The organism is Ramlibacter sp. GCM10027632 (assembly GCF_042675325.1).
GTDB lineage: Bacteria > Pseudomonadota > Gammaproteobacteria > Burkholderiales > Burkholderiaceae_C > Ramlibacter.
The window spans coordinates 129,483-151,486 of record NZ_JBHTGW010000002.1; the positions used below are offsets into that span (position 1 = coordinate 129,483).

Sequence of the window (22,004 nt, forward strand, 5' to 3'; positions counted from 1 at the left end):
GGAGTTAGCAATGAGCATCGAGATGATCGAAGTCGAGGAATTCAACATGGGCACCCAGATCAAGGTGATCGGGGTGGGCGGCGGCGGCGGCAACGCCGTCGAGCACATGATCGAGCGTGCGGTCCAGGGCGTCGAATTCATCAACGCCAACACCGATGCCCAGGCCCTGGCGCGCACCGCGGCCCACAAGACCATCCAGCTCGGGCAGACCGGCCTGGGCGCCGGCTCCAAGCCCGAGAAGGGCCGTGAGGCGGCCGAGGCCGCCGTCGAGAGCATCCGCGAGGCGATCTCCGGCGCGCACATGCTGTTCATCACCGCCGGCATGGGTGGCGGCACCGGCACCGGCGCCGCGCCGGTGATCGCCCGCGTGGCCAAGGAAATGGGCATCCTGACCGTGGGCGTGGTGACCAAGCCCTTCGACTGGGAGGGCGGCCGCCGCATGACCAACGCCGACAACGGCCTGGCCGAACTCGAAGCCAATGTCGACTCGCTGATCGTGGTGCTGAACGAGAAGCTGCTCGAGGTGCTGGGCGACGACATCACCCAGGACGAGGCCTTCGCCCACGCCAACGACGTGCTGAAGAACGCGGTCGGCGGCATCGCCGAGATCATCAACGTCCCCGGCCACGTGAACGTGGACTTCGAGGACGTGCGCACCGTGATGGGCGAGCCCGGCAAGGCCATGATGGGAACCGCCGTGGCCTCCGGCCCGGACCGCGCCCGCCTGGCCGCCGAGCAGGCCGTGGCCTGCCCGCTGCTGGAGGGCATCGACCTGTCCGGCGCCAAGGGCGTGCTGGTGCTGATCACCGCCGCCAAGGGCAGCCTGAAGCTGTCGGAGTCCAAGCTGGCCATGACCACCATCCGCGCCTGCGCCTCGCCGGACGCCCACGTGATCTACGGCACGGCCTACGACGACAGCCTGGGTGACCAGGTCCGCGTGACCGTGGTGGCCACCGGCCTGTCCCGCCAGGGCCAGGTCCGCCGCACCGCGCCCCCGCTGCAGGTCCTGCGCACCGGCACCGACAACGTGCCGTTCCAGGTCTCCGGCATGGGCGGCATGGGCAGCGTGGGCGTCCAGCCCGCCTCCGGCCTGGCCACCGCCGCGACCGCCGCCGCCGGCAACGACTACGGCAACCTGAGCGTGCCCAGCGTCTGGCGCACCAACCGCACCACCGCCGCCGCCAAGGTCGACGCGCTGGCCTCCGGCGGCATGGACGACTACGAGATCCCGGCCTTCCTGCGCAAGCAGGCGGACTGATCGCCGGGGGCCCCCTTCCGCGAGGAAGGGGGCTATCGCCGTGATCAATTCCCTTGCCGGGGAAGGTTAGTGCCTCCTCATTAAAATCGCGGGCATGCTGCAGCAACGTACCCTCAAGACCCTCACCCGCGCCGTCGGCGTGGGCCTGCACAGTGGCCAGAGGGTCGAGCTGACGCTGCGGCCGGCGCCGCCGGACACGGGCATCGTGTTCCGCCGCGTCGACCTCGCCCAGCCGGTGGACATCCCGGTGTCGGCCACCGCCGTGACCGACACGCGCATGGCCTCCACCATCTCGAATGGCGGTGCCAAGGTCCACACCATCGAGCACCTGATGTCGGCGGCCTGCGGCCTGGGCCTGGACAACCTCTACGTCGACATCACCGCCGAGGAAGTCCCCATCCTCGACGGCTCCTCCTCCTCCTTCGTCTTCCTGCTGCAAAGCGCCGGCATCGAGCTGCAGAAGGCGCCCAAGCGCTTCATCCGCGTGCTGCAGCCGGTGGAAGTGCGCGAAGGCGAGGGCGACAACCTCAAGTGGGCGCGCCTGGAGCCGTACCACGGCTACAAGCTCAGTTTCGAGATCGACTTCGCGCACCGCGTGGTCGACGCCACCGGCCAGCGCTACGAGTTCGACCTGGGGCGTGACAACTACAGCCGCGACATCGCCCGTGCCCGCACCTTCGGCTTCACCAAGGACGTGGAGATGCTGCGCGCCAACGGCCTGGGCCTGGGCGCCGGCCTCGACAACGCGGTGGTCATGGACGACTGGCGCGTGCTCAATGCCGACGGCCTTCGCTACGACGACGAACTGGTCAAGCACAAGATCCTCGACGCCATCGGCGACCTGTACGTGGTCGGCAAGCCCCTGCTGGCGGCCTACACCGCGTTCCGCTCCGGCCACGCCATGAACAACAAGCTGCTGCGCGCGCTGCTCGCCCAGCCCGCCAGCTACGAGATCGTGAGCTTCGAGGACGAGCGCCAGGCCCCCGCCGGCTTCGCCCAGCCCGCCCGCGCCTGGTGAGGCGCCAAGGACCGCGGCCATGCTTCTGTTCCGCTGGTCCCTGATGCTCCTGCTGCTGGCAGCGGGCGTGTGCTTCGCGTTCTACGCCGGCACCGGCCAGGTCCGCTTCCGGCACTGGGGCCTCGTCATCCTCAAGTGGACGCTGATCGCGGCGTTCGGTTTCTTCGCGGTCCTCATCCTCGAGCGGCTGGCCTGACCGGCCGGCTACCCCCCCTGCCCGTGACTTCCTGCGCACGTCCCGCGCGGCCGTGCCGAGCGTTGCGCGTGTAACGCACGCCCGCGCAAAACTCGCCCCATCCCCCTCGCTCCTTCACCGGGTCGCCCTGGCCGACCCCGGGCGGCCGGCTGCCTGCGTGTCCCCGCGGCCGTCCTTCAACCCCTTGAAGAAACGAGGTCTCCATGAAGACAGGCTCCCATCCCGGCGCGCGGCTGTGGCGATGCAACGCGGTGTGCGCGGCCGTCCTGCTGGCGCTGGCCGGTTGCGGCGGCGGAGGCGGCCCTCCGGGCGAGCCGCCGGCCGAGGCGATCGCCAAGGCCGCGGCCACGCGCACCTTCATCGTCCTGCTGCGGGAGGGCTCGGTCACCGGCGCCGACCTCTCGGTCTCCGCGGTGCGGCCCTACGGCGGGGAGGTGACCTTCACCTACGCCGTCGCCGTCAACGGCTTCGCCGCGCGGGTGCCGGCGCAGCGCGCCGACGACTTCGTGGCGGACATGCGCGCCCACGCCGAGGTGGTGCTGGTCGAGGAGGACCAGCCGATGTACGCGAGCCAGTCGGTGCAGCCCAATCCGCCCTGGGGCCTGGACCGCATCGACCAGCGCGCGCTGCCGCTGGACCAGCGCTACACCTACACGGCCACCGGTGCCGGCGTGCGGGCCTACATCCTGGACACCGGGCTGTTCGCCGGGCACCAGGACTTCGCCGGCCGCACCGCGCCGGGCTTCACCGTGATCAACGACGGCCGCGGCACCAGCGACTGCGTGGGCCACGGCACGCACGTCGCGGGCACGGTGGGCGGCACCACCTATGGCGTGGCCAAGCAGGTGATCCTGGTGCCGGTGCGCGTCCTCGGCTGCGGGGGCTCGGGGTCCACCAGCGGCGTGATCGCCGGCGTCGACTGGGTGGCGGCCAACGCGCCGCGGCCGTCGGTGATCAACATGTCGCTCGGCGGGGGCGCGTCGACCGCGCTGGACTCGGCCATCGCCCGCGCCACCGCGCGCGGCATCACGGTGGCCGTGGCCGCCGGCAACTCCAACGCCAACGCCTGCAACGGCTCGCCCGCGCGCGCGCCCTCGGCGCTGACGGCGGGCGCCACCGCCAGCAACGATGCGCGAGCCTCGTTCTCCAACTACGGCGCGTGCGTGGACGTGTTCGCGCCGGGGGTCGGCATCCGCTCGGCCAGCAGCACCTCGCCGACCGGCAGCCTCCTCATGAGCGGGACCTCGATGGCTTCGCCGCATGTGGCGGGCGTCGCGGCGCTGGTGCTGCAGGTGCGGCCCGGCGCCTCGGCCGAGGAGGTCGCCGCCGTCATCACCGGCACCGCCACGACGGGCGTGGTGGGCAACCCGGGGCCGGGCTCGCCGAACCGGCTGCTGTACTCGCTGGGCGTGGGGGATGCGCCGCCACCACCACCCCCGCCGCCGCCGCCGCCGCCGCCGCCGCCGCCGCCACCGCCACCGCCACCGCCACCGCCACCGCCACCGCCACCGCCACCGCCACCGCCACCGCCACCGCCACCGCCACCGCCACCGGCGCCTCCGCCGCCGGACTGGCACCCGCCCGGCAAGCCGCCCGGCTGGCACCCCCCGGGCAAGGCCCCGGGCTGGGTGCCGCCCGGCAAGCGCTGACGCAAGCGCTCAGGCAAGCGCTCAGGCAAGCGCGTGGCCGTGGCCGGGCCGCGGCGGGGGTCAGACCGCGCGGCCGGCCTTGTAGGCGCCGGTATTGCGGCGCACGCGGTCGGCGGCCTGCGCGAGCCGGGCGATGGCCTGGCCGGCATGGGCGTGGGTGACGGCCAGGCCCAGGGCATCGGCCGCGTCCGGGCCGGGCAGGCCGGGCAGGGTGAGCAGCCGCTGCACCATGGCCTGCACCTGCGGCTTGCCGGCGCGCCCGTGGCCGGCGATGGCGCGCTTCATCTGCAGCGCGGTGTACTCGGCCACCGGCAGCCCGCCCGCCACCAGGGCGGTGATGCAGGCGCCGCGCGCCTGGCCGAGCAGCAGCGTGGACTGCGGGTTGGCGTTGACGAAGACGATCTCGATCGCCGCCTCGTCGGGCGCGTAGCGTTCGCGCAGCTGGGAGATGCCGTCGAACAGCACCTTCAGCCGCGCCGGCAGGTCGCCGCGGGGCAGGTGGGTAGTCTGGATGGTGCCGCTGCCCACGTAGCGCAGGGCGTGGCCGTCCACGTCGACCACGCCGAAGCCGGTGGTCTGCAGGCCGGGGTCGATGCCGAGGATGCGCATGCCCGGGATTGTGGGGCATGGTTGATGCACCTCATTCGTGGGCGGCGGCGAGCCGCGACAATCGCGGGCATGAGTACCGAGGACATCGACGACGACACCCCCGAGGGCGAGACCCCGTTCAGCTTCATCGGCGGCGAGCCGGCGGTGCGCGCGCTGGTGGACCGCTTCTACGACCTGATGGACCTGGAGCCGCGCTACGCCGCGCTGCGCGCCAGCCACGGCCCCGACCTGGCGAGCGCCCGCGACAAGCTGTTCCTGTTCCTGTGCGGGTGGCTGGGCGGGCCGCAGCTGTACGTCGAGAAGCACGGCCACCCGATGCTGCGCGCGCGGCACCTGCCGTTCGCCATCGGCATCCAGGAGCGCAACCAGTGGGTGGCGTGCATGGACCAGGCCATGGGCGAGGTCGGCATCGAGCCGCAGCTGCGTGAGCGCCTCTACGACGCCTTCATGCAGACGGCGGACTGGATGCGCAACCGGCCGGGCTGAAGCCTGCCGGCCGCCGGGCCCGCCAGCCGGTCAGCCCGGGCCCTGCGACGGCCGCAGCAGCACCACCAGCGCCCCCGCGCCGCCCTCGGACGCGCGGGCCTGGACGAAGGCCAGGACCTGGTTCTTCTGGGTCAGCCAGCTCTGCACCCGGCCCTTGAGCACCGGCGTCTTCCCCGGCGAGCCCAGGCCCTTGCCGTGCACCACCCGCACGCAGCGGATGCCCTGGCGGTGCGACTCGCGGATGAAGTGCGCCAGCGCCTCGCGCGCGTCCTCGCGGCGCAGGCCGTGCAGGTCGATCTCGCGCTGGATGCTCCACTCGCCCTTGCGCAGCTTGCGCGTCACGTCCAGCCCCACGCCGGGGCGGCGGAAGCTCATCGCGTCGTCCACGTCGAGCAGGGTGGTGGCGTCGAACTCGTCGGACAGCGCCTCGTGCAGCACGCGCTGCTCGTCCAGCTGCTGCTGGACCGCCACCGGCGCGGGCGGGCGGCGGAACGGGTCGATGCGGCCGTCGTGCGGCAGCCGCTGCACCACGCCGGCGGCGCGCTGGAACAGGTTCTTCTCCGCCTCGGCGCGCCGCTGCGCCTCGCGCCGGGCGGCCTCCTCGGCGGCCACGCGCTGGCGCTCGCGCGCCAGGTGCGCCTGGATCGCCTTCAGGTCCTGCAGGGAGTTCGCCTTCACAGCCACCCCCGCTCGGCCATCGACAGGCCCTGGCCGGGGCCGACGATCACATGGTCGACCACCCGCACGTCCACCAGCCCCAGCGCGCTGCGAAGCAGCTGGGTGAGCGCCGCGTCGGCCGGGGAGGGCTGGACATGGCCCGTGGGGTGGTTGTGCGCCAGGACCACCGCCGCCGCCCGGTGGTGCAGGGCGCGCACCACCACCTCGCGCGGGTAGACGCTGGTCTGCGTGAGCGTGCCGCGGAACATCTCCTCCAGCGCCAGCAGGTGGTGGCGGTTGTCCAGGAACATCACCGCGAACACCTCGTGCGGCAGGTGCGCCAGGTGCAGCTGCAGGTACTCCATCACCGACCGGGGCGACTCGAAGGCCGGACGCTCGCGCAGCTGCTGCTGCATCGCCCGGCGCGCCAGCTCCAGCACCGCCATCAGCTGCGAGCGCTTGGCGGTGCCGCCCAGGCCCTTGACGCGCTGCAGGTCGGCGGCGCCGGCGCGCAGCAGGCCGGCCAGCCCGCCGAAGGTCTCCACCAGCTCCTGCGCCAGCGCCAGCACGCCCTTGCCCGCCAGCCCGGTGCGCAGCAGCAGGGCGAGCAGCTCGGTGTCGGAAAGGGCGCCGGGGCCGCGGGCCAGCAGCTTCTCGCGGGGTCTTGCGTCGGCGGGAAGTTCGAGGACGGGCATGGCTTTCTACAATGGAGGGTCAGTTTATCGGGACTCCCATGGCCTCCAGCGCACCCCGGATTGCACCGGGCTCCTTCCTCACGCTGCACTACCGCCTCGCCGGTCCGGCAGGCGACATCATCAACACCTTCAGCGGCAAGCCCGCCACGCTCACCCTGGGCTCGGGCGAACTCGCGCCCGCGGTGGAGGAGCGGCTGATCGGCCTGGAGGAGGGCGCTCACGTGACCTTCGAGCTGCCCGCGGGCGCCGCCTTCGGCGAGCGCAACCCGGAGATGGTGCAGTGGGTCGCCCGCAAGCTCCTGAACCAGATGGGGGACCCCGACGAGCAGTACCGCCCCGGCGACGTGGTGGAATTCCCCACGCCCGACGGCCTGGGCAGCTACGCCGGCGCCGTACGCCAGGTCGGCCACGAGGGCGACCCGCAGGCCGTGCTGTTCGACTTCAACCACCCGCTGGCCGGCCAGCCCGTGACCTTCGAGGCGCGGGTCATCGGGGTGCTCTGAGATGACGGTCCCCACCGGCGAGATCCTGCTGGCCGAGCCGCGCGGCTTCTGCGCCGGCGTCGACCGCGCCATCGACATCGTCGAGGCCGCCCTGGCCAAGTTCGGCGCGCCGATCTACGTGCGCCACGAGATCGTGCACAACACCTTCGTGGTCAACGACCTCAAGGCCAAGGGCGCCATCTTCATCGAGGACCTCGCCGAGGTGCCGCCCGGCGCCACCCTGGTCTTCTCCGCCCACGGCGTGAGCAAGGCGGTGGAGCGCGAGGCGCATGACCGCGGCTTCTCCGTCTTCGACGCCACCTGCCCGCTGGTCACCAAGGTCCACGTGGAGGTGGCCAAGCTGGCCAAGGAGGGCTACGAGTTCCTCATGATCGGCCACAAGGGCCACCCCGAGGTGGAAGGCACCATGGGCCAGCTGGACTCGGGCATCCACCTGGTGGAGGACGTGGCCGATGTCGCCCGCGTCAGCCCCGCCCAGGAAGACAAGCTCGCCGTGGTCACGCAGACCACGCTGAGCGTGGACGACGCCGCCGAGATCATGGCGGCGGTGGTGGCCCGCTTCCCGAACGTGCGCAAGCCCAAGCAGCAGGACATCTGCTACGCCACGCAGAACCGGCAGGACGCGGTCAAGGTCATGTCCCGCCAGGTCGACGTGGTGATCGTCGTGGGCAGCCCCACCAGCTCCAACAGCAACCGCCTCGCCGAAGTCGCCCGCAAGCTGGGCGTGCCCGCCTACATGGTGGACAACGCCGGCGAGCTGCAGCCGCAGTGGCTGGAGGGCAAGGCCCGCGTTGGCCTCACGGCCGGGGCGTCCGCGCCGGAGGTGCTGGTGCAGGAAGTCATCGCCCGCATCCGCGAGCTCGGCGCGGTGGCCGTGCGGCGCATGGAGGGCATCCAGGAGACCGTGAAGTTCCCGCTGCCCAAGGGCCTCAAGCTGTACGCCTGAGGCCCCGGCGGCCCTCGAGGCCGCACCGCCTCGTCAGGTGTTGCGGCGGCCCGGGCTGCCCTGGCCCATGTCCTGGCGTGAGCCGCCGGGGTTGCTGCGGTCCTCCTGGCGGCCCTGGCCGCCGGAGGGCTGGCGCTCCCAGTCCTGCTGCTGGCCGCCCTGCTGGCGTCCGCCGCTGGCCTGGCCGCGCCCCTGCTCCTGCTGGAGCTTGTCGCGGTCCTGCTGCGTGCCGGGGTTGTCCATGTCCTGGCGGCCGCCCCCCTGCTGCTGTTGCTGCTGCGGTTCATTCGGCATGGCGAAGTCCTTTCGGGAAAGTTGGAAGAGGCCCGCAGCCTAGGCCGCGGTTGCGGCTGCGCATGTCGGCGGCGCCCGACGGGGGGCGTGGGCACCGGCCTACCCCGGGGCCGGCCGCCTAAAATCGGCGGATGCTTGACATCAGCCTGCTTCGCAAGGACCTCGACTCGGTCATCGCCCGCCTGAGCGCGCGCAAGAGCCCCCAGCCCTACCTCGACGTCGAGGCCTTCCGCCGCCTCGAGGCCGAGCGCAAGACCCTCCAGACCCGCACCGAGGAACTGCAGTCCCAGCGCAACGCGCTGTCCAAGCAGATCGGCCAGCTCAAGGCCAAGGGCGAGTCGGCCGACGCGGTGATGGCCCAGGTTGCCGCCATCAAGACCGAGCTGGAGGCTTCGGCCGCCCGGCTCGAGCAGATCCAGCCCGAGCTGCAGGCCCTGCTGCTGGCCGTGCCGAACCTGCCGCACGAGAGCGTGCCCCCGGGGCAGGACGACGCCGGCAACGTGGTGGTGCGCGAGTGGGGCGAGCCCCGCGCCTTCGACTTCCCGGTCCGCGACCACGTGGACATCGGCGAGAAGATCGGCCTGGACTTCGAGACCGGCGTGAAGCTGGCCGGCGCCCGCTTCACCGTGATGAAGGGCCCCATCGCCCGCCTGCACCGCGCGCTCGCCCAGTTCATGCTGGACGTGCAGACCGAGGAGCACGGCTACACCGAGTGCTACACCCCCTACATCGTCAACGCCGACAGCCTGCGCGGCACCGGCCAGCTGCCCAAGTTCGAGGGTGACCTGTTCGCCGCCAAGAAGGGCGGCCAGGAGGGCGAGGTGGCCGAGGACGCGGCGCTGTACCTGATCCCCACCAGCGAGGTGCCGCTGACCAACTTCGTGCGCGACGAGATCGTCGCCGAGGCCGACCTGCCGATCCGCCTGACCGCGCACACGCCCTGCTTCCGCTCCGAGGCGGGCAGCGCCGGGCGCGACACGCGCGGCATGATCCGCCAGCACCAGTTCGACAAGGTCGAGATGGTGCAGGTCGTGCACCCGGAGAAGAGCTACGAGGCGCTGGAGCAGATGACGGGCCATGCCGAGGCCATCCTGCAGAAGCTGGGCCTGCCCTACCGCGTGATGCTCCTGTGCACCGGCGACATGGGCTTCGGCGCGGCCAAGACCTACGACCTGGAGGTCTGGCTGCCGGCGCAGGACACCTACCGCGAGATCAGCTCGGTCTCCAACTGCGAGGCCTTCCAGGCCCGCCGCCTGCAGGCGCGCTTCAAGACGGCGGCCGGCAAGAACGAGCTGGTGCACACCCTCAACGGCTCCGGCCTGGCGGTGGGCCGCACGCTGGTGGCGGTGCTGGAGAACTACCAGAACGCCGACGGCTCGGTCACGGTGCCGGAGGTGCTGCGTCCCTACCTGGGCGGCCTGGCGGTGATCGGGGGCTGAAAGGAACTGGGCGCGGAATGCGCTAGAATCGAGGTCTTCGCACCACGCGAGACCGAATAAAACGGAGCGGTGGCAGAGTGGTCGAATGCGCCGGACTCGAAATCCGGTATACGGTTATACCGTATCGAGGGTTCGAATCCCTCCTGCTCCGCCAGCACACAACCCCGCCGGGCCCACGCCCGCGGGGTTTTCTCTTTCCATGACGACGCAGACCTCCACCCCCTCCCGCCGCGCCGAGTTCGCCGAGATCGAGATCGGCCAGAAATTCTTCGACCTGATCAGCGCCGAGTACTTCATCAAGACCTCGGACACCACCGCCGCCATGGTGCGCTCGGGCGTGGGCGACCCGTCGAAGGCCGACGAGTTCGAGCCGGACGACGTGGTGCGGGTGGACGAGTAAGTCTGCCGTCCCGCCCGGTTCGCGCGCCTGGACATCGGCGAGGAAGGCCGGCTGCATCAGCGCCGCGCGCGCCTGCTCCGGCGTGCCGCCGGGCAGTTCGCCGTAGACCTTCTGCCATGCGGTGAGCAGACAGGGTGCGAAGAGCTGGTGGCCGACGATGGCGCGCGGCGCGGATCGCGTCGACCACCGTGCCGGCCTCGGAATCGGCTTGCAGGTAGGGGGGTAGGGGAAGCCGGACTTCGCGAAGCCCAGGGCGTCGCTGGCCACCACCGCATCGCCCTGGCCGGCGGACATCGCCGCGAGCAGGACGGTCTCGCCGTCCTGCGGGTTGGCCAGGGTGCGGGGCTTTTGTACGTCCGTCCCTTGGCGTAGGCCACCTGCACGTCGCACGCGGCGGCCCCGGCGAGGGCGCGCAGGCCGGTCAGCTTGATCTGCAACCTTCTGCAAGCGGCCCCTCGGTGCGACCACCGGGCCGCGCCAGCCTCGGCAGCGTCCGCTCGCCCGTCCGCTCGATATGCCGCCGCGCCGCCTTCTCCGCGCGGTGGCCGTCGCCGGCCAGCACGGCGTCGGCGATCTCGCGGTATTCCAGCGTCATCGCGTCCAGGTCGGCCCTCGTGAGCAGGGTGAAGAACTGGGTGCGGAACAAGTGGGCCTGCCAACTGGGCAGGGCCCGCACCAGCTCCGGGTTGCCGGCGATCTCGAGCATCACCTGGTAGAAGCGGGCGCGCTCCTCGAGCAGCTGCGGCAGGTCCGCGGCGGGGCGCGGCTCGACCAGGGGCTTCGCCGCCGCGGTGAAGGCGGCCGCATGGCCCTTGAGGTCGATGCGGCCGGCCGCCAGCCGCGCCGCCAGCCCGGTCAGCACCTCCAGCACCGCGAGCAGGTTGCGCGCGTCCTCGGCGGTCAGCCCGCGCACCACCGCGCCGCGGTGCGGAATGATCTCCACCACGCCATGCGAGGCCAGGATCTTGAGCGCCTCGCGCACCGTGCTGCGGCCCACGCCCAGGCGGGCCGTGAGGTCGGCCTCCACCAGCCGCTGGCCCACCAGGTACTCCCGCCGCAGCAGGCCCCGGGTGATGACCGCGGCCACCCGGTCCGGGCTGCTGGCGGGCAGGGTCTTGGCGGCGGGCGCCGGGCGGGCGGGGGCGGAGCGGGGCATCAGGGCGTCTCGCAGGGGACAGAAAATTCTAGGCGGAATTGTCTGACAATTTGACGTCTCAAGAGTAGTGAAGATAATGGCCTGATTGTCAGACAATCCGGCCCCGCCTGCTGGCGGTCCGGTGTCCAAGAAAGGCCTGTCTTGTTCGAACTCCCGCCCCATGTCGTCGCCCTGCGCGAGCGCCTGCTCGCCTTCATGGACGAACATATCTACCCCAACGAGCGCCGCTACTACGAGGAGGCCGAGCGCCTGGGGCCCTGGGCGGTCTACCCGGTCATCGAGGAGCTCAAGCCCCTGGCGCGAGCGGCGGGCCTGTGGAACCTGTTCCTGCCCGAGAAGGGCCATGGCGCCGGCCTCACCAACCTGGAGTACGCACCGCTGTGCGAGGTCATGGGCCGCGCCCACCTCGCGCCCGAGGTGTTCAACTGCTCGGCCCCCGACACCGGCAACATGGAGGTGCTCGCCCGCTACGGCACGCCCGAGCAGCAGGCGCGCTGGCTCACGCCGCTGCTGGCCGGCGAGATCCGCTCCTGCTTCGCCATGACCGAGCCGGCCGTGGCCTCCAGCGACGCCACCAACATCGAGGCCTCCATCGTCCGCGACGGCGACGACTACGTGCTCAATGGCCACAAGTGGTACACCACCAACGGCACCGACCCGCGCTGCAAGATCGCCATCTTCATGGGCAAGACCGACCCGCAGAACCCGGACCGCCACCGCCAGCAGTCCATGATCCTGGTGCCCATGGACGCGCCGGGCGTGCGCGTCGTGCGCCCGCTGGCGGTGTTCGGCTTCTACGGCGTGCCCGACCGCGCCTCGGAGGTGGTCTTCGAGAACGTGCGCGTGCCCGCCTCCAACATGCTGCTCGGCGAGGGCCGCGGCTTCGAGATCGCGCAGGGCCGGCTCGGCCCGGGTCGCATCCACCACTGCATGCGCCTCATCGGCCTGGCCGAGCGCTCGCTGGAGATGATGTGCGAGCGCGGCCTCTCGCGCGTGGCCTTCGGCAAGCCGGTGGCCCTGCAGGGGCCGTGGGGCGAGCGCATCGCGCAGGCCCGCATCCTGATCGAGCAGTCGCGCCTGCTGACGCTGCAGACCGCGCACCTGATGGATACCGTCGGCAACAAGGAGGCCAAGGCCCACATCGCCATGATCAAGGTGGCCGTGCCGGCCATGGCCTGCCAGGTCACCGACTGGGCCATCCAGATGTTCGGCGGCGGCGGCACCAACAACGACCTGGGCCTGGCCAGCGCCTATGCCACCGCGCGCCTGCTGCGCCTGGCCGACGGGCCCGACGAAGTGCACCGCCAGCAGCTCGCGAAGCTGGAACTGGCCAAGCACAAGAAGGCAGCGGCATGACTGGCGCACCGGCCCCCGGCATCGACCTGCGCGCGCTCGACGCGTGGCTCGCCGGGCGCGTGGCGGGCCTCGCGCCGCTGGCCGGGATCCGGCAGTTCCAGGGCGGCCAGTCCAATCCCACCTTCCTCCTCACCGACGCCGCGGGCCGGCGCTACGTGCTGCGCAAGAAGCCCGACGGCGTGCTGCTGCCCTCGGCCCATGCCATCGACCGCGAGTACCGCGTGATGCAGGCCCTGGCCGGCACCGCGGTGCCGGTGCCGAAGGTGCTGTGCTACTGCGACGAGCCGGGCGTGATCGGCGCGCCGTTCTACCTGATGGATTTCGTCGAGGGCCGCATCTTCTGGGACCCGGCCCTGCCCGAGCTGCAGGCGCCGCAGCGCGCCGCGATGTACGACGAGATGAACCGCGTGATCGCCGCGCTGCACACGGTGGACCCGGCGGCGGTGGGCCTGGGCGACTACGGCCGGCCCGAGGGCTTCTTCCAGCGGCAGGTCGAGCGCTGGACGAAGCAGTACCGCGCCTCGGCCACCGGGGAGATCGAGGCGATGGAGCGGCTGATCGAGTGGCTGCCGCAGCATCTTCCCGCAACCTCGCTGTCCGGCGTCTTCCATGGCGACTTCCGCCTCGACAACCTGATCTTCCACCCCACCGAGCCGCGCGTGCTCGCGGTGCTCGATTGGGAGCTGTCCACGCTGGGCGACCCGCGCGGCGACTTCGCCTACCACCTGCTGCCCTGGCGCCTGACCTCCGCCGAATTCCGCGGCATGGCCGAACGCGACCTCGCGTCGCTGGGCATCCCCAGCGAGGCCGACTACGTGCGCCGCTACGCCGAGCGCACCGGGCGGGAGGTGGACCCGGCCGACCACGAGTTCGGCGTGATCTACAGCATGTTCCGGCTCGCGGCCATCCTGCAGGGCATCCTCAAGCGCTCGCTCGATGGCACGGCCGCCGACCCGAAGGCCCATGAGACCGGCCTGAAGGCCCGCGGCGTGGCCGAGGCGGCGTGGCGGCAGGTGCAGGCCCACTGGCCCGGCGCCTGAGTCCACCCGCACCAAGACAACGGCACGCGCGAACCGAACCGCCGAATCCAGGAGACCCGATGCCCGACACCCGAATCGAACTGCAGGCCGGCCGGCTGGTGCGGGCCTACGCGTCTCGCCCGGCGAACGTGGCCGACCTGCTGCACGCCAGCTTCGCCGGGGCGGGGGAGGCCACCGCCATCGTCGACGGCGCGCGCCGCGTCAGCTACCGCGAGCTGTCCGCGCTGGCCGGCACGGTGGCTGCCAACCTCGCCGCCGCGGGTGTGCGCGCCGGCGACCGGGTGGCGGTGATGCTGCCCAATGGCCTGGACGCGATGGTCTCGGTGGTCGCCATCGCCTGGCTCGGCGCGGTGATCGTGCCGATCGGCACGCGCCTCAAGCGTCCCGAAATCAGCCACATCTTCGGCGACAGCGAGCCGGTGGCCGTGGTCTACGCGCCCGAGTTCGCGCCCGAGCTGCCGTCCGAAGGCCCGGCCCTGCGCCTGGCCGCCGGCAGCGCCGCCTGGGCCCGCCTCGACGAGTCACAGGGCGCGCCACTGCCCACGCCCGCCCTCGCGCAGGACGACCTGTTTGGCATCCTCTACACCTCCGGCACCACCGGCCGCCCCAAGGGCGCGATGCTCACGCACTTCAACGTGGTGCACTCCTGCCTGCACTGGCCCGCCGTGCTGGGCCTGGGGCGCGGCGAGCGCACCGTGCTGTGCATCCCCTGGTCGCATGTGGCCGGCCTGTGCGGCGTGGTGCTGCCGTTCCTGGCGATCGGCGCCACGCTGGCCATGATGGCGGAATTCAAGCGCCGCGAGTTCCTGCAGCTCGCGCAGGCCGAGCGCATCACCCACGCGCTGATGGTGCCGGCCATGTATGGCCTGTGCCTGCTGGAGCCCGACCTCGCCTCGTTCGACCTCGGGTCCTGGCGCCTCGGCGTGTACGGCAGCGCCCCCATGCCCGAGCCCACCATCCGCCGCTTCGCCGAGGCCTTCCCGCAGCTGCAGATGTGCAATGCCTACGGCGCCACCGAAACCACCTCGCCCACCACCATCATGCCGCCCGGCGACGGCGTGGCGCACTCGGAGAGCATCGGCCGGGTCGTGCCCTGCGGCGACATCCGCGTGATGGACGAACAGGGCCGCGAGCTGCCCCCCGGCGAGGAGGGCGAGCTGTGGATCGGCGGGCCGATGGTGGTCCCCGGCTACTGGCGCAACCCGCAGGCCGATGCGGACGCGTTCGCCGGCGGCTACTGGAAGTCGGGCGACATCGGCGCCATCGACGCGCAGGGCTACGTGCGCATCGCCGACCGCAAGAAGGACATGATCAACCGCGGCGGCTACAAGGTGTACCCGGCGGAAGTGGAGAACGTGCTCACCGGGCTGGCCGGCGTGGTCGAGGCCGCGGTGGTGGGCCGACCGGACGACATCCTCGGAGAACTCGTGGTCGCCTTCCTCAACGTCAACCAGCCGCTGGACGCCGCGCAGGTGCGCGCCTTCTGCGCCGAGCGCATGGCCGACTACAAAGTGCCGGGCCGCGTCGTCATCGGCCAGCAGCCGCTGCCGCGCAACGCCAACGGCAAGATCCAGAAGGCCGACCTGCGCCGCATGGCGCTGGAGCTGCCCGCCGAAGGAGGCCGCGCGTGATGGACCTGGACCGCACCCCCGTCCTGGTGGGCATCGGCACCGCCACCCAGCGCGAGGAGGACTTCCGCCGGGCCCTGGAGCCGATGGACCTGATGCTGCAGGCCGTGCGCGCCGCCGGCGCCGACACCGGCAGCGCCGCGGCCCTGCCCGGCGCGCAGTGGATCGCGGTGCCGCGCGGGCGATGGCGCTACACCAACCCCTCGGGCGAGATCGCCCGCAGCATCGGCGCGAAGGAGGCCACCAGCGTCTTCACCACCGTCGGCGTGCTGCAGCAGACCCTGATCGGCGAGGCCTGCGGCCGCATCGCCCGCGGCGAATCGCACACCACCCTGGTGGCGGGCTCCGATGCCGGCTACCGCCTGCTGCGCGCCCAGATCGCCGGCGAGACCGCACCCGAGCGCAGCGAGCAGGGCGCACCCGACGTGCTGCTGGAGCCCAAGGAGGAACTGCGCCACCCGGTGGAGCGCCGCGCCGGCCTGAAGATGCCGGTGGGCCTGTACGCGCTGATGGAGAGCGCCTTCCGCCATGCCCAGGGCTGGAGCGTGGAGGAACACCGCGACCGCCTGGCCGCCCTGGTCGCGGGCTTCAGCCGTGTCGCCGCCGACAACCCGCACGCCTGGACCCGCCGCGTCGTCGAGGCGGCCGAGATCCGCGAGGCCGGCCCGCGCAACCCGATGCAGGCCTTCCCCTATGCCAGGCTGCACTGCTCGTCGTGGAACGTGGACCAGGCGGCGGCCTTGCTCTTTTGCTCGGCGCGCCGGGCGCAGGAACTGGGCATCCCGCGCGAGCGCTGGGTGTTCCCGCTGGCCAGCACCGAGTCCAATCACATGGTGGCCCTGGCCGCGCGCGAGAAGCTGCACGAGTGCGAGGGCGCGCGCGTCGCCGGCGAGGCGGCCCTGGCCGCGGCCGGCCTGCGCGCCGAGCAGGTGGACCTGGTGGAGCTTTACAGCTGTTTCCCCATCGCGGTGCAGGCCTACGCGCGGGCCCTGGGCCTGCCGCTGGACCGCCCGCTCACCGTCACCGGCGGCATGAATTTCGCGGGCGGCCCCTACAACAACTACCAGCTGCAAAGCACCGCCCGCGCCGCCGAACTGCTGCGGGCCGGGCAGGGCCGCACCGCCCTGGTGTCCTGCGTCTCCGGCATCCTGACCAAGCAGGCCTTCGGCCTGTGGTCCACCGAGCCCGGCGCGGGCTTCGTGCAGCAGGACGTGAGTGGCGAGGTGGCCCGCCGCACCGGCGTGCTGCCGGTGGTGGACGGCTACACCGGCGCGGGCTGCGTGGCCGGCTGCACCGTGCTGCATGGCCGTGACCAGGCGCCGCGCGGCGTGCTGCTGGTGGACACGCCCGAGGGCCGGCGCGCCCTGGTCACGAGCACGAACCCCGCCCTCGTCGACGCGCTCCAGCGCGAGGAATTCGTGGGCCGTGCGGTGCAGGTGGTGAACGACGAGGTGACCGCATGACCAAGACTGTGGAGGAACTGCTGGTCACCACCTGCGGGTGCGCCGCGCGCACGCCATACCCCTGAGGGCCTCAGGCCGGCGGCCAGTCCCCGACCAGGCCCAGCGTGCGCGAGATGTCCTCGGCGGTCCCGCGCACCATGCGGCGGATTGAGGACAGGTGCGGCGCCATGCGCGCCGCCGGGCCGCCGGCGCTGACCGCGGCCATCACCCGGCCGCTGGCGTCGAAGATCGGCGCGGCGACCGACATGACCTCGGCGACCGTGCCGCTGTCGGTCACGCTCACCTGCTCCTCGCGTACCCGGGCCAGGGCGGCCAGCAGGGCCTTGCGCGAACCCACGGTCTTGCGCGTGAGCTTCTCGAAGTGCACGCGCTCCAGGATCGCCTCGACCTCGGCCGGCGGCAGGTAGGCCAGCATGGCGTGGCCGGTGCCGGTGGCATAGGAGGGCTTGAGGGAATCCGGCAGCACGCTGAATCGCAGCCAGTTGCCCGACTCGATCACCGAGACATAACGGCAGTTCATGCCGTCCGCGGTCAGCACCGCGAGGAAGCTGGTCTCGCCGGTGCGCCGGCTCAGGCTCTGCAGGCTCTCGCGGGCGCACTCCGGGAAGTTGCGCCGCGCGCTCGCCGCCATCGCCGCGCCCAGGGCAACGGCGAGGGGGCCAAGCCGGTACACGCCGGACGCCACCTCCAGGTGGCCCGACCCCTGCAGGGTCCTGAGCATCGTGAACAGCGTCGTCTTGGGAACGCCCAGGGCCTCGCACAGCTGGCCGAGGGTGCGGCCCTGCGGGTGCTCCGCGAGGTGGCCCAGCACCTGCATCACGCGCAGGATCGCGCGCGGGCCGGGGGCGCTGCCTTCCAGGGCCTGCAGCTCGAACACGGGGGCCTCGATCATGCGCCGGCCCGCTTACTCGGGCTGGATGCCGGCCAGGGCCACGTTGCGGCCCCAGATCTCGAGCTGGCGCTTGACCAGGTCGTTGAAGGCGCGCGGGTCCGAGGGCGTGGGCTCGGCGCCCAGGCCGGTGATGCGCTCGCGCACCTCGGGCTTGGCCAGTGCGCGCTGCAGCGCGCCGGAGACCTTCTCCACCACCTCCGCGGGCAGGCCGGCGGGGCCGAACATGCCGGTCCAGGCGGCGAGGTCGAAGTCCTTCAGGCCCAGGGCCTCCTCCACGGTGGGCAGCTCGGGGGCGAGCGCCGAGCGCTTGGCCGAGGTCACGGCCAGCGGGCGCAGGCGGCCGGACTGCAGGTGCGGGCGGGCCGAGGCCAGGTCCACCACGATGAACTGGGCCTGGCCGCCCACCACGTCGGTCAGGGCCGGCGGGCTGCTCTTGTAGGGGATGCCGACCGCGCCCATGTTCATGAGGCGGTTGATCGCCTCGGCCGGAATCTGCACCGTGGGCGTGCCGTAGGCGTAGTTGATCTTGCCCTTGTTCTGCTGCGCGTACGTCACCAGCTCCTGCGCGGTGCGCACCGGCAGGCTGGCGTTGACCGCGAGGATGAAGGGGAAGTAGGCCACGCCGCCCAGGGGCGTGAACTCGGCCACCGGGTCGTAGGGCAGCTTCTTGAACAGGTGCGGGTTGACCGAGTGCGTGGTGTTCGAGGTGAGCATCAGCGTGTAGCCGTCGGCGGGCGACTTGGCCACCGCGGTGGCGGCGATCTGCGCCGAGGCGCCGGGGCGGTTGTCCACCACGAAGGGCTGGCCCAGGGCCTGGCGCAGTTCCTCGGCGACCAGGCGCGAGATGATGTCGGTGCCGCTGCCCGGGCCGAAGCCGATGATGATCTTCACCGGATTCCTCGGGTAGCCGCCGGCCTGGGCGGAAGCGGTCGCGGGCAGGCCGCCCAGGCCGCCGAGGGCGGCGGCGGACAGCAGCTGGTTGAAGTGTCGGCGTTGCATCGTTGTCTCCTGTGTCGGTGTTGTCGAAGCGGTGAAGGGGGCTCAGGCGGCGGGCGCCCGCACGGCGCCGGCCGCGACGAGCGCCGCGCGGCGCCCGCTGTCATACCCGAGTTCCTCGAGGATCTCCAGGCTGTGTTCCCCGAGCACGGGGGCGGGGCCGGCCCAGGGCACGGGCTGGCCGTCCACGAGCCAGGGCAGGCGCACCAGCGGCACGCCCTCGCTGGGCATGAAGGTGCCGCGCTCGGCGGCGATGTCGCTCACCACCGCCTGCTCCAGGCCGCTGGCCTGCGTCACCGGCACGCCGGCGCGGGTGAAGCGCTCGACCCAGGTGGCCACGTCCTCGGCGCCCAGGCGGGCGTTGATCTCGGCCTCCAGCGCCTTCACGTGGCGCGTGCGGGCGGCCAGGGTCTGGAAGCGCTCGTCGGCGGCCAGCTCCGGGTCCGCGAGGGCCTGCACCACCGCCTCCCACAGGCGCTGGCTCGGCGCGGCGATCATCAGATCGCCGTCGCGCGCCCGGTACACCTGGTAGGGCGCGGCGATGGGGTTGCCCGAGCCGGCCTTGGGCGGGCGCTGGCCGCTGAGGCGGGCGGCGGTGGCCTGGTAGGGGATGACGCTGAAGGCCGTGTCGATGAGGGCGGTCTCCATGCGGCCGATGCGGGCGCCCTGGCTGCGCGCGAACAGCGCCGCGAGGATGCCCATGGCGATCCACTGGCCCGTGCCCAGGTCGATGAGGGAGGGCGCGCAGCGCGTGGGCGGCGAGCCCTCGTGGCCCGTCATCTGCATGATGCCGCTGAAGGCCTGCACCAGCGGGTCGTAGCCGGGCATCGATTGGCCGCGCGGCCCGGCGCCGAAGGCGTTGAGGTCGTAGTACAGCACCTGCGGGTTGGCGCGGCGCGCCGCGGCCTCGCCGATGCCCAGGCGGTCGGCCACGCCGGGGCGCATGCTTTGCAGCACCACGTCGCTGCGGCCGACGAGGGCCAGCGCCACCTCCACCGCCTCGGGCTTCTTCAGGTCCAGCGCGAGGCCGCGCTTGCCCGCGCCCATGTGGCGGTGGGTCAGGCTCTTGCCGTCCACCAGGGGCGGCCAGGCGCGGGCGTCGTCGCCCTCGAGCGATTCGACCTTGACCACGTCGGCGCCGAGCTGCGCCAGGATCATGGTGGCGAACGGGCCGGCCATGTTGGAGCTGAAGTCGGCGATGCGCACGCCGCGCAGCGGCTGCAGGGGAGGGGTGTCGGGGCGGGCGGTCACGGCAGCACCTTGGCGTCGCGCAGTCGTTGCAGTTCGTCGTCGGCGTAGCCGAGGCTGCGCAGCAGGGCGTCGGCGTCGGCGCCCACGGCGGGCGGGGCGCCGGCGGGGCCGGCGGGGGTGGCGCTGAAGTCGACCGGCGTGGCGACGCCGTTGGCCGCCTCGGGGGCCGCGCCGCCCGCGGCCTCGGGCACGCGCACGAAGGCGCCGGCGGCGATGGCCTGCGGGTCGGCGATGACCTCGTCGATCGAGTTCACCGGCGCCCACCAGACGTCCTGCGCGCGGAAGATCCCGGCCCACTCGGCGCGGCTGCGGGTGGCCAGCGCGGCGTCGATGGCGGCGACCAGCTCGGGCGCGTTGCGGCGGCGGTCGCGCGGGGTCTTGAAGCGCTCGTCCTCCACCAGGTGGGCCAGGCCCAGGGCCTGGGTGATCACCGGCCAGTGCCGCTCCGATTCCGCGCCCACCAGCCAGAACCACTTGCCGTCGCCGGAGCGGTACAGGTTCATCAGCGGGTTCTGCGGCTTGGTGCGCGGCGGCGGCGAGGCGGCGCGGCCCAGGCCGATGCGCGAGGACACGTCCATGCCGATGGCGTAGATGCCGGTGCGCAGCAGCGAGGTCGCCACCAGCTGGCCCTGGCCGGTGCGCTCGCGGTGGAACAGCGCGGCGCAGATGCCGGAGACCAGCGAGAGCGCACTCACGTTGTCGCCCAGGCCGCCCGGCAGGATCGGCGGCTGGCCGCCCTCGGGCGTGGCGCGCTCGGCCAGGCCGCTGCGGCCGGAGAAGGCCGCCATGTCGTAGCCCGGCGCGTCGCGGTCCGGGCCCTCCAGGCCGTAGGCGGTGAGGCTGGCGTAGACCAGGCGCGGGAAGCGCCGGCGCAGCGTGTCGGGGTCGAGGCCCACGCGCTCGAGGAACTGCGGGCGCATGTTGGTGATGAACACGTCCGCCGTGGCGAGCAGCCGCTCCATCAGCACGCGGCCCTCGGGCGCGTTGACGTCCAGCGCGAGGCTCCTCTTGCCCCGGTTGTACAGGTCGAAGGGCGGGCAGCGCGCCTCCCTGGAGCCGGAGAGCGCGGAGAACAGCTTGCGCATCGGGTCGCCGCCGGGCATCTCCACCTTCACCACCTCGGCGCCCCAGTCGGCCAGGATGCCGCCGGCGGCGGGGCCGGCGACCCACAGGCCCATCTCGACGACGCGCACGCCGGCGAGCGCGCCGCCCGCGTGTTGCGCCGCGGTCTCTTGCGCCATGCCGGTCATGCCTTCTTCCTCCCGCGGAACACCGGCGGGCGTTTCTCCATGAAGGCGCGCGGGCCCTCCTTGGCGTCGTCCATCGCCGCGTTCTCCTTGGTGCACTGGGTCTCGATGGCGAAGGCCTCGTCCAGCGGCAGGCCGCTGCTGCGGACCATGACCTCCTTGGTCTTTTCCAGGGCCACCGGCGCGCCCAGGCTCACTCGGCGGGCGATGTCCAGGGCCTTCTCCAGCACCTGGTCCTGCGGCACCACCCAGTTCACCAGGCCCATGGCCTGCGCGCGCTCGGCGGAGACCGGCTCGCCCAGCATCAGCAGCTCCATCGCATGGGCCCAGGGCACCTGGCGCGGCATGCGAACCAGCGAGCCGCCGCTGGCGATCAGGCCGCGGCGCACCTCGGTCACGGCGAGCGTGGCGTTGCCGGCCATCACCCGCAGGTCGGTGGCCAGCACGAACTCGGCGCCGCCGGCATGGGCATGGCCGTTGATGGCGGCGATCACCGGCTTGTAGAAGCTGGCGCCGCGCAGCAGGGCGCGGCCCAGGGCCTTGCGGTCGGCGGCGAAGCGCTCCTCCCACTCGCCCTCGGGCGGGCGGGTGCGCATCATCAGCGGGATCAGGCTGCCCATGTCGCCGCCGGCGCAGAAGGCCTGGTCGCCGGCGCCGGTGACGACCACGGCGCGGACGTCGTCGTCCTTCGCGACCTCGTCCCAGAAGTCGGCCAGCTTGACCACCATCTCGGGCGAGAGGGCGTTGCGCTTCTCGGGGCGGTTGAGGGTGACCAGGGCCACGTCGCCCCGGCGCTCCACGATCAGGTGGGACATCGTTCTTTCT

At 72.5% G+C, this 22,004-nt stretch carries 23 protein-coding genes and 1 tRNA gene; 14 read left to right on the forward strand and 10 right to left on the reverse strand.

What is annotated here, in order from left to right:
• The first annotated feature begins 10 nt into the window (after nucleotides 1-10).
• The 4 genes from ftsZ to ACFQZY_RS03985 all read left to right on the forward strand — a co-directional run bounded on the left by ftsZ (nucleotide 11) and on the right by ACFQZY_RS03985 (nucleotide 4,121).
• Nucleotides 11-1,258 carry a cell division protein FtsZ gene (ftsZ, locus tag ACFQZY_RS03970; protein ID WP_377412877.1) on the forward strand — a complete coding sequence of 416 codons (1,248 nt, stop codon included), beginning with the start codon at nucleotides 11-13 and terminating at the stop codon, nucleotides 1,256-1,258.
• Between the two features lie 94 nt (nucleotides 1,259-1,352).
• On the forward strand, nucleotides 1,353-2,276 hold the full coding sequence (lpxC, locus tag ACFQZY_RS03975) for a UDP-3-O-acyl-N-acetylglucosamine deacetylase (RefSeq protein WP_377412880.1): 924 nt from the start codon (nucleotides 1,353-1,355) through the stop codon (nucleotides 2,274-2,276).
• A gap of 19 nt (nucleotides 2,277-2,295) precedes the next feature.
• Nucleotides 2,296-2,472 (forward strand): hypothetical protein, encoded by a 177-nt coding sequence (locus ACFQZY_RS03980; RefSeq protein ID WP_377412883.1) that lies wholly within the window; start codon nucleotides 2,296-2,298, stop codon nucleotides 2,470-2,472.
• 203 nt (nucleotides 2,473-2,675) lie between these two features.
• Complete coding sequence (locus tag ACFQZY_RS03985) at nucleotides 2,676-4,121, forward strand: S8 family serine peptidase (RefSeq protein ID WP_377412886.1); 1,446 nt, start codon at nucleotides 2,676-2,678, stop codon at nucleotides 4,119-4,121.
• A gap of 60 nt (nucleotides 4,122-4,181) precedes the next feature.
• On the opposite strand, the gene ruvC is transcribed toward ACFQZY_RS03985, so the two are convergent.
• Complete coding sequence (gene ruvC, locus ACFQZY_RS03990) at nucleotides 4,182-4,730, reverse strand: crossover junction endodeoxyribonuclease RuvC (protein ID WP_377412889.1); 549 nt, start codon at nucleotides 4,728-4,730, stop codon at nucleotides 4,182-4,184.
• Nucleotides 4,731-4,799: 69 nt separating this feature from the next.
• On the opposite strand from ruvC, the gene ACFQZY_RS03995 reads away from it, so the two are divergent.
• Entirely contained in the window at nucleotides 4,800-5,216 is a 417-nt protein-coding gene (locus tag ACFQZY_RS03995) for a group II truncated hemoglobin (protein ID WP_377412892.1), read from the forward strand.
• A gap of 30 nt (nucleotides 5,217-5,246) precedes the next feature.
• Here ACFQZY_RS03995 and ACFQZY_RS04000 read toward each other — a convergent pair whose 3' ends face one another.
• Both ACFQZY_RS04000 and radC read right to left on the reverse strand, forming a co-directional pair.
• Nucleotides 5,247-5,894: a Smr/MutS family protein gene (locus tag ACFQZY_RS04000; RefSeq protein WP_377412894.1), complete on the reverse strand. Its 648-nt coding sequence runs from the start codon at nucleotides 5,892-5,894 to the stop codon at nucleotides 5,247-5,249.
• Nucleotides 5,891-6,568, reverse strand: a complete 678-nt coding sequence (gene radC / locus ACFQZY_RS04005; protein ID WP_377412897.1) for a DNA repair protein RadC — start codon at nucleotides 6,566-6,568, stop codon at nucleotides 5,891-5,893. The genes ACFQZY_RS04000 and radC overlap by 4 nt, the downstream gene beginning before the upstream one ends.
• A gap of 38 nt (nucleotides 6,569-6,606) precedes the next feature.
• On the opposite strand from radC, the gene ACFQZY_RS04010 reads away from it, so the two are divergent.
• A complete protein-coding gene (locus ACFQZY_RS04010; RefSeq protein ID WP_377412900.1) occupies nucleotides 6,607-7,071 on the forward strand; it encodes a peptidylprolyl isomerase in 465 nt (154 codons plus the stop codon).
• A 1-nt stretch (nucleotide 7,072) separates the two neighbouring features.
• The gene (gene ispH, locus ACFQZY_RS04015; RefSeq protein ID WP_377412903.1) at nucleotides 7,073-8,017 is read left to right on the forward strand and encodes a 4-hydroxy-3-methylbut-2-enyl diphosphate reductase; all 945 of its coding nucleotides are present in this window, start codon (nucleotides 7,073-7,075) and stop codon (nucleotides 8,015-8,017) included.
• A 33-nt stretch (nucleotides 8,018-8,050) separates the two neighbouring features.
• On the opposite strand, the gene ACFQZY_RS04020 is transcribed toward ispH, so the two are convergent.
• On the reverse strand, nucleotides 8,051-8,311 hold the full coding sequence (locus ACFQZY_RS04020; RefSeq protein ID WP_377412906.1) for a hypothetical protein: 261 nt from the start codon (nucleotides 8,309-8,311) through the stop codon (nucleotides 8,051-8,053).
• Nucleotides 8,312-8,442: 131 nt separating this feature from the next.
• Between ACFQZY_RS04020 and serS the strand changes: the two genes are divergently transcribed.
• From serS to ACFQZY_RS04035, 3 genes are all read left to right on the forward strand, one after another.
• The gene (serS, locus tag ACFQZY_RS04025) at nucleotides 8,443-9,750 is read left to right on the forward strand and encodes a serine--tRNA ligase (RefSeq protein WP_377412909.1); all 1,308 of its coding nucleotides are present in this window, start codon (nucleotides 8,443-8,445) and stop codon (nucleotides 9,748-9,750) included.
• A 63-nt stretch (nucleotides 9,751-9,813) separates the two neighbouring features.
• Nucleotides 9,814-9,904, forward strand: a tRNA-Ser gene (locus ACFQZY_RS04030).
• A 45-nt stretch (nucleotides 9,905-9,949) separates the two neighbouring features.
• A complete protein-coding gene (locus ACFQZY_RS04035; protein WP_377412912.1) occupies nucleotides 9,950-10,150 on the forward strand; it encodes a hypothetical protein in 201 nt (66 codons plus the stop codon).
• A gap of 421 nt (nucleotides 10,151-10,571) precedes the next feature.
• On the opposite strand, the gene ACFQZY_RS04040 is transcribed toward ACFQZY_RS04035, so the two are convergent.
• The gene (locus ACFQZY_RS04040; RefSeq protein WP_377412915.1) at nucleotides 10,572-11,306 is read right to left on the reverse strand and encodes a GntR family transcriptional regulator; all 735 of its coding nucleotides are present in this window, start codon (nucleotides 11,304-11,306) and stop codon (nucleotides 10,572-10,574) included.
• Nucleotides 11,307-11,447: 141 nt separating this feature from the next.
• Here ACFQZY_RS04040 and ACFQZY_RS04045 point away from each other — a divergent pair, with 141 nt between their 5' ends.
• The 4 genes from ACFQZY_RS04045 to ACFQZY_RS04060 are packed head-to-tail and all read left to right on the forward strand — an operon-like array spanning nucleotide 11,448 to nucleotide 16,793.
• Nucleotides 11,448-12,662: an acyl-CoA dehydrogenase family protein gene (locus ACFQZY_RS04045; protein ID WP_377412918.1), complete on the forward strand. Its 1,215-nt coding sequence runs from the start codon at nucleotides 11,448-11,450 to the stop codon at nucleotides 12,660-12,662.
• The gene (locus tag ACFQZY_RS04050) at nucleotides 12,659-13,702 is read left to right on the forward strand and encodes a phosphotransferase family protein (RefSeq protein ID WP_377412921.1); all 1,044 of its coding nucleotides are present in this window, start codon (nucleotides 12,659-12,661) and stop codon (nucleotides 13,700-13,702) included. Before ACFQZY_RS04045 ends, ACFQZY_RS04050 begins: the two co-directional genes overlap by 4 nt.
• 59 nt (nucleotides 13,703-13,761) lie before the next feature.
• Nucleotides 13,762-15,333 (forward strand): class I adenylate-forming enzyme family protein, encoded by a 1,572-nt coding sequence (locus ACFQZY_RS04055; protein WP_377412924.1) that lies wholly within the window; start codon nucleotides 13,762-13,764, stop codon nucleotides 15,331-15,333.
• Nucleotides 15,333-16,793: a hypothetical protein gene (locus tag ACFQZY_RS04060; RefSeq protein WP_377412927.1), complete on the forward strand. Its 1,461-nt coding sequence runs from the start codon at nucleotides 15,333-15,335 to the stop codon at nucleotides 16,791-16,793. Before ACFQZY_RS04055 ends, ACFQZY_RS04060 begins: the two co-directional genes overlap by 1 nt.
• 70 nt (nucleotides 16,794-16,863) lie before the next feature.
• On the opposite strand, the gene ACFQZY_RS04065 is transcribed toward ACFQZY_RS04060, so the two are convergent.
• The 5 genes from ACFQZY_RS04065 to ACFQZY_RS04085 are packed head-to-tail and all read right to left on the reverse strand — an operon-like array spanning nucleotide 16,864 to nucleotide 21,994.
• Nucleotides 16,864-17,685 (reverse strand): IclR family transcriptional regulator, encoded by an 822-nt coding sequence (locus tag ACFQZY_RS04065; protein WP_377412931.1) that lies wholly within the window; start codon nucleotides 17,683-17,685, stop codon nucleotides 16,864-16,866.
• 12 nt (nucleotides 17,686-17,697) lie between these two features.
• The gene (locus ACFQZY_RS04070) at nucleotides 17,698-18,684 is read right to left on the reverse strand and encodes a Bug family tripartite tricarboxylate transporter substrate binding protein (protein WP_377412935.1); all 987 of its coding nucleotides are present in this window, start codon (nucleotides 18,682-18,684) and stop codon (nucleotides 17,698-17,700) included.
• A 42-nt stretch (nucleotides 18,685-18,726) separates the two neighbouring features.
• Nucleotides 18,727-19,932, reverse strand: a complete 1,206-nt coding sequence (locus ACFQZY_RS04075; RefSeq protein ID WP_377412938.1) for a CaiB/BaiF CoA transferase family protein — start codon at nucleotides 19,930-19,932, stop codon at nucleotides 18,727-18,729.
• A complete protein-coding gene (locus tag ACFQZY_RS04080; protein ID WP_377412942.1) occupies nucleotides 19,929-21,173 on the reverse strand; it encodes a CaiB/BaiF CoA transferase family protein in 1,245 nt (414 codons plus the stop codon). The genes ACFQZY_RS04075 and ACFQZY_RS04080 overlap by 4 nt, the downstream gene beginning before the upstream one ends.
• Nucleotides 21,174-21,178: 5 nt before the next feature.
• A complete protein-coding gene (locus tag ACFQZY_RS04085) occupies nucleotides 21,179-21,994 on the reverse strand; it encodes an enoyl-CoA hydratase-related protein (protein ID WP_377412945.1) in 816 nt (271 codons plus the stop codon).
• Between the last annotated feature and the right edge of the window lie 10 nt (nucleotides 21,995-22,004).